Genomic DNA, 12,449 nt, shown 5'->3' with positions numbered 1-12,449 from the left:
GATAGGAATGCGAGTCGTATTACAACGGGTCAAAGAAGCAAGCGTGACGGTCGATGGATTGATTACCGGTCAAATCGATCAAGGATTTCTTTTACTCGTCGGGGTCACGCATGAAGATACGCTAGAACAAGTCAATTGGTTAGCGGATAAAATTGCGGGGTTACGTGTATTCGAGGACGAGGAAGAACGAATGAACCGATCGCTTCAGGATGTCGATGGAAGTATTTTATCCGTTTCCCAGTTTACGTTATACGGAGATGTCAAAAAAGGCCGACGCCCAGCCTTTACGGAAGCCGCAAAACCGGATCATGCGAACGAACTGTACGAAGCATTTAATGACCGTTTGCGTAAGCAGGGACTGACGGTCGAGACAGGACAGTTCGGAGCGATGATGGATGTGGCACTCGTCAACGATGGTCCGGTCACCTTGATTTTAGAAAAGTGACCAAAGTCTTGACAGGATCTTTCGAACGAGGCAATATAAGGGATAACAGAACGATTATAGAACCGATGACGAAGAAGAGTAATTTAGATCTCGGCTGCTTAGAGAGTCGCCCCTTTGGCTGAAAGGGTGATCAGGCGAACTAGATGAAAGACCCTTTTGAGGTATTTTCCTGAAATATGCAGAGTAGGGGAAATCGTAAGCAGGCGTTAACTGCACCGAGTGGCTGAATGTAATTCAGCAACCAGGGTGGTACCACGGGATCTTCAAGTTCTCGTCCCTTTGCGGACGAGGGCTTTTTTTGTATTCAAAAGGAGGAATTAGGATGAAATTACCACGCGGAACGTTTGATGTGCTTCCGGGTACGGTCGAGCGTTGGCAGTATATTGAAAACCAGTTACGGGAGATCAGTAAACGATACAACTACAAGGAAATTCGGACACCGATCTTTGAAGAGACAGAACTGTTTAAACGGGGTGTCGGTGAGACGACGGACATCGTCCAAAAAGAGATGTTCATGCTTGAAAAACGCGGCAAAGAGCAGTTTACGCTTCGTCCGGAAGGGACGGCTGCCGTCGTTCGGTCGTTCGTGACGAATAAACTGTACGGTTCACCGAATCAGCCGGTCAAGTTATTTTATATCGGACCGATGTTCCGGTATGAACGTCCCCAAGCCGGTCGCTTCCGTCAACTGCACCAATACGGCGTCGAAGCGTTAGGCAGTGAAGAACCGGCAATCGATGCAGAAGTCATCAGTCTTGCAATGAGCATCTATCGGTCATTCGGCTTAAAGAAATTAAAGCTTGTCATCAATTCACTCGGTGACAGTGAAAGTCGAGCGGCGCACCGGGAAGCGCTGGTCAATCACTTCAAGCCCGTTGCGCATGAGTTGTGTCAGGACTGCCAGAATCGTCTCGAAGCCAATCCACTGCGTGTCCTTGATTGTAAGGTTGACCGCAATCACCCGAGCATGGCGACGGCACCATCGATTCTTGACTTCTTGAACCCGGCATCAAAAGACTATTTTGATCAAGTCTTGCTTCATCTGGATGCGTTAGGCATCGAGTATGTCATTGATCCGACACTCGTTCGTGGTCTTGACTATTACAACCACACGTCGTTTGAAATCATGTCGGAAGCAGAAGGTTTCGGGGCGATCACGACACTTTGTGGGGGCGGTCGCTACAACGGACTTGTCGAACAGATCGGCGGACCGGCGACACCGGGAATCGGTTTTGGTATTGGAATCGAACGTTTGTTGATGGCACTTGAAAACGAAGCGGTCTTACCGGAAATCGATGAGTCGATTGATGCCTTCATCGTGGCGCAAGGAAACGATGAAGTCGAAAAAACGGCAACCCGTTTGCTGCAATTGATGCGTCTAGAAGGACTCATTGCGGATCGGGATTACCTCGGACGGAAGTTTAAAGGGCAATTCAAAGCAGCAGACCGCATGAAAGCACGCTTTACCGTCATCCTCGGAGACGAAGAAGTCGAGCGTGGTGCAGCGGCGCTAAAAGATATGTCGACCGGTGAACAGATTGATGTCCCGCTGTCAGCAGTTGCCGACACGATTGTTGCGAAATTAAAGGAGGAAGCATAATGATCGGACGTACACATATGAACGGAACAGTAACAGAAGAAACAATTGGACAAGCGGTTCAGTTAAAAGGGTGGGTTCAAAAACGCCGTGACTTAGGTGGATTGATTTTCCTCGACTTACGCGACCGGACCGGGATCGTCCAAGTCGTGTTCCAACCTGAAAACGAACAAGCACACCGCTTAGCGGAAACGATCCGTTCAGAATACGTGCTCGATATTAAAGGAACCGTCATCAAACGTGAAAATCCGAATCCGAACATTCCGACGGGACAAGTCGAAGTCGTCGCGGATGAAGTCATCATCTTGAACGCTTCGAAAATGACGCCGTTCCCAATCAGTGACGAAGCGGAACAAACATCGGAAGATCTTCGTCTGAAGTACCGTTATTTGGACTTACGTCGTCCGTCGTTACAAGAAACATTCCGTCTGCGTTCGAAAGCTTCGAACATCATGCGAAACTTCCTCGATGAACAAGACTTCCTTGAAGTTGAAACACCAATCTTGACGAAGTCGACACCGGAAGGCGCACGTGATTATCTCGTTCCAAGTCGTGTTCATCCCGGCGAATTCTATGCGTTGCCACAATCACCGCAATTGTTTAAGCAATTGTTGATGGTGTCTGGTTTTGAGCGGTACTTCCAAATCGCCCGTTGTTTCCGTGACGAAGATTTACGAGCAGACCGCCAACCGGAATTCACACAGGTCGATATCGAAACAAGCTTCATGGATGTCGAAGACTTGTACGCGATGATGGAAGCGATGATGACACGTGTCATGAAAGAAACACTCGGAAAAGACATCACGACACCGTTCCCACGGATGCCTCACGTAGAAGCGATGAGCCGCTTTGGTTCAGATAAGCCGGATACACGTTTTGGTCTTGAGTTGATTGATGTCGCGGAAGCGGTCACAGGAGCCGGTTTTAAAGTCTTTGATATGGCACTTGAAGCAGGTGGCGAAGTCAAAGCCTTAAACGTCAAAGGGGCAGCAGATCAGTTTTCACGGAAAGATATCGATAAATTACAAGAATTCACGGCGATCTATGGGGCGAAAGGTCTCGCGTGGGTCAAAGTGACAGCAGAAGGTCTGAACGGTCCAATCGCGAAGTTCTTTGATGAAGCAGCGACGGCACGTCTTGTTGACGCAACGGCTGCTGAAGCCGGTGACTTACTTGTCTTCGTGGCAGCAAAAGCTTCGATCGTTGCTGACAGCCTCGGTGCACTTCGTCAAAAACTTGGAAAAGAACTTGGATTGATTGACGAGACCATCTTTAATTTCCTTTGGGTGACGGATTTCCCACTCGTGACATTTGAAGAGGCAGACGGTCGTTTTTATGCGAACCACCATCCGTTCACGATGCCACGCCGGGAAGATCTCGACAAACTCGAGACGGACCCGGGCAGCGTCCTAGCCGTTGCGTATGACCTCGTCTTGAACGGGTATGAGTTAGGTGGAGGATCACAACGGATTTACGAACGTGATATTCAAGAGCGGATGTTTAAACTGCTTGGATTCACGGAAGAAGAAGCGAACGAACAGTTCGGATTCCTGATGGAAGCGTTCGAATACGGAACGCCGCCTCACGCGGGGATTGCGTTAGGTCTTGACCGTCTCATCATGTTACTCGCGGGACGGACGAATTTACGGGATACGATTGCTTTCCCGAAAACGGCGTCGGCGAGTGACTTGTTGACAGCAGCACCAAGTCCGGTCTCGGATGCACAATTAAACGAATTGTCGATCCGAACGGCAGTCAAACAATCATAAACAATACAGATTTCCTTCTGCCAGAGGGAAATCTGTTTTTTTAGGAGGAATGAAGATGGAACGGTTTTTTTTTGAACGATCACCGGTCGATGTCGCACCGGAATTAATCGGAAGTCTTCTGACGGTTGATGCAGTCACGATGCGGATTGTCGAGGTCGAAGCCTATCTTGGGCCGTATGATCAAGCGGCCCATTCCTATAGCGGACGCCCGACGAAACGGACGGCGCCGATGTTTGGGCCGGCCGGTCACATCTATGTGTATTTTACTTATGGCATGCATCATTGTCTGAACATCGTCTGTGGGGAGGTGGGTCAAGGGTATGCGGTGTTACTGCGTGGCGCGGAGATTATAAGCGGACATGATCTCATCGCAGAACGCCGGTTTGAGAAACCGTATGTGACATTGACAAAAACGGAACAAAAAAATCTCGTCAATGGTCCAGCGAAGTTGTGCCAAGCGTTCGGATTGACGACGGCTGACTCCGGTGTCGATGTATATACGGATTCTCGTTTTCGAATCGAGGCAGGACCTGCAGGAACCATCGTGCAGACGACCCGAATCGGGATTCCGAACGCCGGCGAGGCCACGGCATACCCTTGGCGTTTTTACGAAGAGGGGAGCAGTGGAGTGAGCAAAAAGTGAACTACCTCCACCTACGCTTCGCTAAGAGGTGGAGGATTCCTACCTACCGGTCGAAAATTTATCAGGCTACCCCGTCGTCCCGACGGTTGAACGTTAATCTTGTCCGTTTCTTTTGCGCGGATGCCTACTCTGCTTGGTTTTCGCTACTTCGATCATCCGCAAGATGAACGTTGAAGATTTTACGTGACAGACGAACTTCCTGTCACAACCCTATATCTTCAGTTTTCAAAGAACGCGACATTTTTTTATTCCTGATTTTAATTGTTTTCAAACCAAGAGTGTCGGACAATTGACGTGTCGGAAGACACGCCTTGCCCGAAGACGATTCATCCCTCACTTGCACTAGGGCTTCGCCCTGAACGTTTAGAAGTGGGAGTATTCTCGTCTGATTTTGATAAAAAACAACGAGAAATAAGTGGAATCCATCGCAATGCGGTGGAACAAAAAATCTAGACATCAAAAAACACGCTTCTCTCGATAAGGGAAGCGTGTTTAACAGATACATTATTTTGGTGTGTTGATTGATTTTTTAGCTTGTTGTTTTTTATAGAATTTGTAGACGATTGGTCCGACCGTCGTAGCGAGCGTGATTAATGTCTTTAATTTCCCTTTTTTAGCTGCCATGAAATGATTCACTCCTTAGTAAGTTGTATTAATCATATTCCACTAAAACAAAAAATCAAAACCTTTTCCGCACATTGATTCTTTGCGTAAGAGCGGAAGACTGAGATAGTACGAGTAGACAAGAAAAAAGGAGCTGATGAAATGGCGGGAATCGTGTGGTATCGAAATGATTTACGGGTCGATGATCATCAAGCCTTGTCGCGTGCCTGTACCGAACAAGAGACGGTCCGAGCGCTTTTCATTCAACGGGAGACAGAGACGAGAGGACATCAACACGTGACATTTGAACGGGAGACGCTCGAATCCTTACGGGATCATTTAGGGCAACTCGGAATCGAACTGACGATTTTGCGAGGGGAGACGATGGAACAACTCTCACGATTCATTGAACCGGAAGATGTCGTCTATTTTCACAGGATGACTGGTTTTTATGAAGAGCGTCTGGAGCAAGCGGTTCTGCGACAGTTTACAGCCTGTATGTATGAGACACAAACGTTACATCTTCGGGAAGATATTGGTAGTGATGAACTGAAACGAGTCTTTACCGCATTTCGAAAAAGAGTCGAAGAATCCGGTCGATTCGCTGAACCAATCGAGGCACCGGGGGAAGTCCGGTATGTCGAACCGCCAGAGGCGAGAGCTGTGGATCATCCGCATACGGCGTTTCCGTTTGCAGGCGGTGAAGCGGCAGGGCGTGCTCGTTTGACCGAGTACCTGGAACGACCTGTCTTTACGTATAAAGAGACGCGGAACGGGTTTGATCGCGATGATTCCTCAAAATTATCGGCTTGGCTTGCGAACGGTTCGCTTTCGCCACGGCGTGTCATGGCAGAGTTACAACGAACTGAACGTCTGCACGGGGCGAACGAATCGACTTACTGGTTATACTTCGAATTGTTGTGGCGTGACTTTTTCCACTTGACGATGCGGGAAACGGGGCATCGTCTCTTTCGGTCCAATGGCTTGCGAGATGGTCATCTGACATGGGAAACGGATCAATCGGCGATCGATGCCTGGATGGCGGGACGGACCGGTCAACCATTCGTGGATGCCTTCATGCGTGAAATTCGAGAAACGGGATGGATGTCGAACCGGGGACGCCAGATTACGGCGAGTTATTTGATTCACGATCTGAAACAAGATTGGCGGATCGGGGCGCGTTATTTTGAACAGCAGTTGATTGACTACGATGTCGCTTCCAATTATGGGAACTGGGCCTACATTGCAGGGGTCGGAAACGCGACACGCATACCACGATTCAACCCGGAATTCCAACAGCAAAAATACGATCCGGCAGGGGCATTCATTCGGCGTTGGATGTCAAGTGAAACGACTGAAAAATGATCAAATTTTAAGAGTCAGAACCAGTTGCATTTCGATAAGGGGAATGCTATATTAAATGCAACAGATGGGGTTCCTGAGATGTACGAGAGCCGCCTTTTATCTTTGAGCCACTCTTTTTTGATAGGGAGTCTGACGTTCCAACTAGTAGTACATGCCTCGTAACACAGCAGGAGGACGTACGAATAGGAGTCGGATAAGACACCCACCTGCACAGCAGGTTCAAAAATAAGGTATCGACACGGCACTTCGGGTCCCATCGTTTATTTTTTTAAAAAGTGATTCATCTATACGTCGCATGACGTTTTTTTTTATGATATAATTCCGAGTAAAACAGTATGAGTATTGTGAGGTTATGAGATGTTACATCAATTTTCACGTAATGAATTAGCAATCGGTAAGACTGGACTTGACGCATTGGCATCCAAGTCTGTCGCAATTTTAGGGATTGGCGGCGTCGGTTCGTTTTCGGCGGAAGCCCTTGCCCGTAGTGGTGTTGGCCGTTTGATCCTCGTCGATAAAGATGATATCGACATTACGAACGTCAATCGCCAGATTCATGCTTTACTCCCGACAGTCGGACAGCCGAAGGTCGATGCGATGGCCAATCGGTTGATGCAAATCAATCCCGACCTCGAGATTGTTCGTTTAAAGATGTTTTACAATGAAGAAACTTACGAAGCTTTTTTCGCTGAAAATCCGGATTTTGTCATCGATGCGTCGGATACGGTTTCCTTTAAGATTCATTTGATTAAAGAGTGTAAGCGACGTCAGATTCCGATCATCTCGAGTATGGGGATGGCGAATAAGATGGATCCGACTCGAATCAAGATCGTTGACATCAAGGATACGAGTTATGACCCGCTCGCGAAAGTCATTCGGACACGATTACGTAAAGAGGGAATCCATAAAGGTGTACCTGTCGTGTTCTCCGACGAACCACCTGTCAAAATCATCGAAGAAGTGCGGCAAGTCGTTGGGAATGACGAAGCTGTCATCCGGAAAGCGAAGATGCCACCAAGCTCGAATGCCTTTGTCCCATCCGTAGGGGGATTGATTGCGGCGAGTTATGTCATCAATGAAATCGTTCGGGAAGCAGGCGTCATCATCGAACGTGTCCGTTAAAAAAAGCGACCTCAGGAGGTCGCTTTTTCTGATACGTACACTTACGGTTGTTTTTTCCAAAAATCGAGTCGGGCCTGCACTTGTTTTTCAAAACCACGTGGACTAGGTGTGTAGAAGACAGGTTTTGTTCGTGCCAGATTTTCGGGCCAGTAGTTTTGTTTGACATAAGCATGTGGGAACTGATGCGGATATTGATACTCGACCCCGTTACCTAGCGCGGCAGCCCCAGCATGATGCGCATCGCGTAAATGTGGGGGAACCGGACCGCCGTCGGAACGACGGACCAGTTCGAGTGCTTTATCGATTGCTGTGATGACGGCGTTTGATTTCGGAGCAGTCGCTAAATACAGGACCGTTTCTGCAAGTGGAATGCGTGCTTCCGGAAAACCGATGTATTCACAAGCCCGGGCACAGGCATCGACGAGCAATAAGGCTTGGGGATCGGACAACCCGATGTCTTCAGCGGCGTGGACATACAGGCGTCGGACGATGAAGCGAGGGCTTTCCCCAGCTTCGATCATGACAGCGAGCCAGTATAAGGCAGCATCGGGATCCGAGCCACGAATCGACTTGATGAAGGCAGAGATGACATCGTAATGTCGATCCCCGTCTTTATCGTATTTTAAGGCCTTTTGTTGAATCGATTCTTCGGCAACCGCGAGGTCAATCGTGATTTCCCCATCGATTTCCGGTGTCGTCAAGACGGCGAGTTCAAGTGCATTCAGTAAAGCCCGGTAATCCCCGTCCGATAATTTGACGTAATGGTCGACGGCGTCTTCCGTGATCGTAATCGGATATTTCCCAAGCCCTCGTTCTTGATCTTGTAAGGTACGTCGCAGCACGACCCGTAAATCATCGGTCGTCGGTGTTTCGAACCGGAAGACGGTTGCTCGCGATAACAAAGCCGCATTGACTTCAAAACTTGGATTTTCTGTCGTCGCACCAATCAGCGTGATCGTGCCCGCTTCAAGGGCTGGCAATAACGCATCTTGCTGCATTTTATTAAACCGATGAATTTCATCTAAAAATAAGATCGTTTTTTGTTGGTCAAACTGGAGTCGTGATTCAGCCGCCTTCAGGACTTCGCGCAGTTGATCCAGTTTTGCCGTGACAGCATTCAATTGTTCAAACGCTGACTTCGTATAACTGGAGATAACTCGGGCAAGCGTCGTTTTGCCGGTCCCGGGTGGTCCGTAGAAAATGACGGTCCCAAGCCGGTCGGCAAGGATCGCCCGACGTAACAAGGTTGCTTCTCCGATTAAGTGACGTTGTCCAACGATTTCGTCCAAGGATTGAGGACGCATCCGATTGGCGAGTGGACCAGCTGGAGAGTGTGATTCAAATAGATGAGCCATAGGTAGCGTTCCTTCTTTCGACTTTTAGCTACTACTATACTAGAAAGGATGTTTTTTCGCATGATGAAAATCTCGACAAAAGGCCGTTACGGTCTGACAATCATGATTGCCCTTGCTAAAGGAGGCGAGTTAAAGCCATTATCCTTAAAGAAAATTGCTCAAAGTTATGATTTATCGGAACACTATTTAGAACAGTTGATTGCACCGCTGCGTAACGGTGGTCTCGTCAAGAGTGTTCGTGGGGCTTACGGTGGATACAAACTAGGGCGTCCAGCAGATGAGATTACGGCAGGCGACATCATTCGTTTGCTCGAAGGACCACTCGTCGTCGTCGAAGGTGACAACTGTGACGAAGTGACGAAACGGAAGTTATGGGATAAAATCCAACGTGCCGTTGACGATGTCCTCGATTCGACGACGTTAAAAGATTTAGCCGAAGAAGACGATACAGGCTACATGTTTTATATATGAGAGGTGAAAACAATGATGTATTTTGATCATGCGGCGACGACGCCGATGCGTCCGGAAGTATTGGAAAAAATGACGCCATACATGTTAGAGCAGTTTGGCAATCCGTCGAGCGTGCATGCGTTCGGACGATCCGGTCGGGCAGCGATCGACACAGCACGACGAGTGATGGCGACAGAATTAAACGCTAAACCAACGGAAGTAATCTTTACGAGCGGGGGAACGGAAGCGGATAACTACGCCATCATTGGAGCCGCGATGCAATATCAAGACCAGGGGCGCCATGTCATTACGACACGTTTCGAGCACCATGCTGTCCTTCACGCATTCGAAGAACTCGAAAAACGTGGGTTTGAAGTGACCTATCTCGATGTATCTGCGTCCGGTGTCGTGTCGGAATCCGCATTACGTGCTGCGGTTCGGACCGATACGATTTTAGTGTCGATCATGTTTGGCAACAACGAAGTCGGAACGATTCAGCCGATTGCGGCATGTGGTCGTTTCTTACGGGAACAGCAGATTTTGTTTCATACGGACGCCGTCCAGGTTTTTGCCAAGAGGGCGATTGATGTCGAAGCGATGGGAATTGACCTGTTATCCGCTTCGAGTCACAAAATCAACGGACCAAAAGGAGTCGGCTTATTGTATGTCCGCTCTGGTCTAAAGCTGGAAGCACAGTCTTTTGGTGGCGAGCAGGAACGCAAGCGTCGTGCCGGGACCGAAAACGTCGCCGGTATCGTCGGTTTTGCGGAAGCTGTCCGGTTGACGGTCGAGGAACAGGAGCAACAAACAAAAAAGTACCATCAGTTACGGACGCGGTTACTTGACCGCTTACATGCATCGACAATCGACTTTGAAATCAATGGTGCGGAAGGGTTGGCGCAAGTCATCAACCTCTATTTCCCCCATGTCGAGATCGAACCATTTTTGATCATGCTCGATATGCGGGGAATTGCCGTCTCGAGCGGGAGTGCCTGTACCGCAGGGTCGATTGAACCGTCCCATGTCCTGTCGGCGATGTACGGTGAAAATCCGCGGACAAAACAGTCTGTCCGGATCAGCTTTGGTTCAGGGAATGACTTGGAGCAAGTCGAACTACTCGCACAAGGACTGATAGATATCGTAAAATCGTTTCAGAACAACTAAGAGGTGAAGAAAATGAATACACGCGCAAAAGCGCCTAGCGAAACAACGGTTGTCGTCGGAATGTCCGGCGGTGTCGATTCTTCCGTCACGGCTTATTTATTAAAACAACAAGGGTACAACGTCATCGGGATCTTCATGAAGAACTGGGACGATACAGATGAAAACGGATTTTGTACGGCGACAGAAGATTATGAAGATGTCATCGCTGTTGCGAACCAAATCGGTATTCCGTATTATGCAGTCAATTTTGAAAAAGAGTACTGGGATAAAGTCTTTACGTATTTCCTAGACGAATACAAACTCGGACGGACGCCAAACCCGGATGTCATGTGTAACAAAGAAATCAAATTCAAGGCGTTCCTTGATCACGCGATGCGTCTTGGTGCTGATTTCGTTGCGACGGGACACTACGCCCGTGCCGTCTACGAAGATGGGGAACATAAACTACTTCGTGGCGTCGATACAAACAAGGATCAAACGTATTTCTTGAACCAACTGTCACAAGATCAAATTGCGAAAGCGATGTTCCCGATCGGTCATATGGAAAAGTCAGAAGTCCGGAAAATCGCTGAAGAAGCGAACCTCGCGACAGCGAAGAAAAAAGATTCGACCGGGATCTGTTTCATCGGTGAACGAAACTTCAAACAATTCCTCAGTCAGTATTTACCGGCCCAACCGGGTGAAATGCGGACGCTGGACGGGAAAACGATGGGACGCCACGATGGTCTGATGTATTATACGATGGGACAACGGCATGGTCTTGGCATCGGTGGAGACGGTGAACCGTGGTTCGTCGTCGGTAAAAACCTGGCGGACAACATTTTATTCGTCGAACAAGGCTTCCATAATGAATTGTTGTACTCGGAAGGGTTATACGCTTCTGATATCAGTTGGACGGCATCGATGCCGGTTGGGACGGAGTTCCGGTGTACGGCAAAATTCCGCTACCGTCAGACAGATACGGCGGTCACGGTCCGTGTGCTCGAAAACGGTCGTCTTGACGTCGCATTTGACGAACGCCAACGTGCGATTACACCTGGACAAGCGGTCGTTTTTTATGATGGTGACATCTGTCTAGGTGGTGCGACGATCGATGAAGCATACAAAGCAGGGGAACGCTTAACGTATCTTGCGTAAGGGAGAGAAGTATATGAACTATAATGAAGTAGGTTTTAGACATCTGGAGTCCGGTAACTATGAACTGGCTGCTCAGGCCTTTAACGATGCGATTGAAGAACAGCCAAACGATCCGACGGCCTATGTCAATCTGGGCACATTACTCCAATCGATGGATGATGCAGATCGGGCACTTCGGTTTTATGAGAAGGCATTAACGATCGATTCGACGTTTGCCAGTGCCCATTATGCAAAAGGGGCCTTGTTTTTCGCGGCAGATCAACTCGTCGAAGCGGAAGAATCGTTACGACTTGCGTTACTACATGGACTAGATGATGCCGATTTACACTTTATGCTCGGACTTACGTACCAAAAGTTAGGTGACCCGATTCGAGGAATTCCCCGTCTGAAACAGGCAACGGAATTGAACGGCGTTGATGTTGAAATTGCCTTCCAGTACGGATTGGCGCTCGCCCAAAACGAACAGATCGAAGAAGCAGCAGAAATCTTCGAACAGGTGCTATTGCTGGAAGAGACGCATACGGATGCACGTTACAATTATGCGATTGCACTCGCCTTCTTAGGAGAGCAAGAAGCGTGTTATACCGAACTTGAAACCGTCCTTTCGTATCAACCGAACCATACGTTGGCACAAGATGCAAAAGCGAAGATGGATGCGTTATTAAAATAAGAAAACTCGCCGTTCCCGATGTCTGAACTGAACCCTGAATGGTGGACACTTGATAAAAGCCCATTCGGGGTTTTTTGTGTTTAAAGATATCGATATACTGTACCTATTAACAATTTGACAGAAGATGAA

General features: G+C 48.4%; 11 protein-coding genes, 1 other RNA gene and 1 other annotated feature. Of the genes, 11 read left to right on the top strand and 1 reads right to left on the bottom strand.

The genetic code is table 11. The features are described 5' to 3' along the window. Positions 1-7: 7 nt before the first annotated feature. The 7 genes from dtd (at position 8) to BLD48_RS10380 (ending at position 7,544) form a co-directional block, all read left to right on the top strand. Positions 8-445 carry a D-aminoacyl-tRNA deacylase gene (gene dtd, locus BLD48_RS10410; RefSeq protein ID WP_071500166.1) on the top strand — a complete coding sequence of 146 codons (438 nt, stop codon included), beginning with the start codon at positions 8-10 and terminating at the stop codon, positions 443-445. Between the two features lie 56 nt (positions 446-501). Next, positions 502-727 (top strand) — a binding site (T-box leader). Positions 728-767: 40 nt separating this feature from the next. Further along, positions 768-2,045 (top strand): histidine--tRNA ligase, encoded by a 1,278-nt coding sequence (hisS, locus tag BLD48_RS10405; protein WP_071500165.1) that lies wholly within the window; start codon positions 768-770, stop codon positions 2,043-2,045. Further along, positions 2,045-3,811 carry an aspartate--tRNA ligase gene (gene aspS / locus BLD48_RS10400; RefSeq protein ID WP_071500164.1) on the top strand — a complete coding sequence of 589 codons (1,767 nt, stop codon included), beginning with the start codon at positions 2,045-2,047 and terminating at the stop codon, positions 3,809-3,811. Before hisS ends, aspS begins: the two co-directional genes overlap by 1 nt. 55 nt (positions 3,812-3,866) lie before the next feature. Further along, positions 3,867-4,454 (top strand): DNA-3-methyladenine glycosylase, encoded by a 588-nt coding sequence (locus BLD48_RS10395; protein WP_071500163.1) that lies wholly within the window; start codon positions 3,867-3,869, stop codon positions 4,452-4,454. A gap of 765 nt (positions 4,455-5,219) precedes the next feature. Then, on the top strand, positions 5,220-6,422 hold the full coding sequence (locus tag BLD48_RS10390) for a DASH family cryptochrome (protein WP_071500162.1): 1,203 nt from the start codon (positions 5,220-5,222) through the stop codon (positions 6,420-6,422). A 67-nt stretch (positions 6,423-6,489) separates the two neighbouring features. Next, a non-coding RNA gene (gene ssrS, locus BLD48_RS10385) (6S RNA) lies at positions 6,490-6,679 on the top strand. Between the two features lie 100 nt (positions 6,680-6,779). Next, positions 6,780-7,544 carry a tRNA threonylcarbamoyladenosine dehydratase gene (locus BLD48_RS10380; RefSeq protein ID WP_071500161.1) on the top strand — a complete coding sequence of 255 codons (765 nt, stop codon included), beginning with the start codon at positions 6,780-6,782 and terminating at the stop codon, positions 7,542-7,544. A 41-nt stretch (positions 7,545-7,585) separates the two neighbouring features. Here the strand turns inward: BLD48_RS10380 and BLD48_RS10375 are convergent, their stop codons facing one another. Then, complete coding sequence (locus BLD48_RS10375) at positions 7,586-8,899, bottom strand: replication-associated recombination protein A (protein WP_071500160.1); 1,314 nt, start codon at positions 8,897-8,899, stop codon at positions 7,586-7,588. A 63-nt stretch (positions 8,900-8,962) separates the two neighbouring features. Between BLD48_RS10375 and cymR the strand changes: the two genes are divergently transcribed. From cymR to BLD48_RS10355, 4 genes are read left to right on the top strand one after another with little or no spacing between them, the layout of a single operon-like run. Then, on the top strand, positions 8,963-9,370 hold the full coding sequence (gene cymR / locus BLD48_RS10370) for a cysteine metabolism transcriptional regulator CymR (RefSeq protein ID WP_071500255.1): 408 nt from the start codon (positions 8,963-8,965) through the stop codon (positions 9,368-9,370). 12 nt (positions 9,371-9,382) lie between these two features. Beyond that, positions 9,383-10,513, top strand: coding sequence for a cysteine desulfurase family protein (locus BLD48_RS10365; protein WP_071500159.1), 1,131 nt, complete (start codon positions 9,383-9,385; stop codon positions 10,511-10,513). 12 nt (positions 10,514-10,525) lie between these two features. Further along, complete coding sequence (gene mnmA, locus BLD48_RS10360; protein WP_071500158.1) at positions 10,526-11,650, top strand: tRNA 2-thiouridine(34) synthase MnmA; 1,125 nt, start codon at positions 10,526-10,528, stop codon at positions 11,648-11,650. A gap of 13 nt (positions 11,651-11,663) precedes the next feature. Continuing rightward, positions 11,664-12,320, top strand: coding sequence for a tetratricopeptide repeat protein (locus tag BLD48_RS10355; protein ID WP_071500157.1), 657 nt, complete (start codon positions 11,664-11,666; stop codon positions 12,318-12,320). The last annotated feature ends 129 nt before the right edge of the window (positions 12,321-12,449 follow it).

The organism is Exiguobacterium sp. KRL4, from assembly GCF_001870785.1.
In the GTDB taxonomy this organism is placed as follows: Bacteria; Bacillota; Bacilli; order Exiguobacteriales; family Exiguobacteriaceae; genus Exiguobacterium_A.
Note: the sequence above shows the minus strand (reverse complement) of the source record. Positions and strands in the feature narration are given on the sequence as shown.

Excerpts from the sequence above, each read along its gene's own strand:
- BLD48_RS10380 (WP_071500161.1), top strand. The coding sequence starts at position 6,780 with ATGTTACATCAATTTTCACGTAATGAATTAGCAATCGGTAAGACTGGA.
- BLD48_RS10365 (WP_071500159.1), top strand. The coding sequence starts at position 9,383 with ATGATGTATTTTGATCATGCGGCGACGACGCCGATGCGTCCGGAAGTA.
- dtd (WP_071500166.1), top strand. The coding sequence starts at position 8 with ATGCGAGTCGTATTACAACGGGTCAAAGAAGCAAGCGTGACGGTCGAT.
- hisS (WP_071500165.1), top strand. The coding sequence starts at position 768 with ATGAAATTACCACGCGGAACGTTTGATGTGCTTCCGGGTACGGTCGAG.
- aspS (WP_071500164.1), top strand. The coding sequence starts at position 2,045 with ATGATCGGACGTACACATATGAACGGAACAGTAACAGAAGAAACAATT.
- BLD48_RS10355 (WP_071500157.1), top strand. The coding sequence starts at position 11,664 with ATGAACTATAATGAAGTAGGTTTTAGACATCTGGAGTCCGGTAACTAT.
- cymR (WP_071500255.1), top strand. The coding sequence starts at position 8,963 with ATGAAAATCTCGACAAAAGGCCGTTACGGTCTGACAATCATGATTGCC.
- mnmA (WP_071500158.1), top strand. The coding sequence starts at position 10,526 with ATGAATACACGCGCAAAAGCGCCTAGCGAAACAACGGTTGTCGTCGGA.
- BLD48_RS10375 (WP_071500160.1), bottom strand. The coding sequence starts at position 8,899 with ATGGCTCATCTATTTGAATCACACTCTCCAGCTGGTCCACTCGCCAAT.
- BLD48_RS10390 (WP_071500162.1), top strand. The coding sequence starts at position 5,220 with ATGGCGGGAATCGTGTGGTATCGAAATGATTTACGGGTCGATGATCAT.
- BLD48_RS10395 (WP_071500163.1), top strand. The coding sequence starts at position 3,867 with ATGGAACGGTTTTTTTTTGAACGATCACCGGTCGATGTCGCACCGGAA.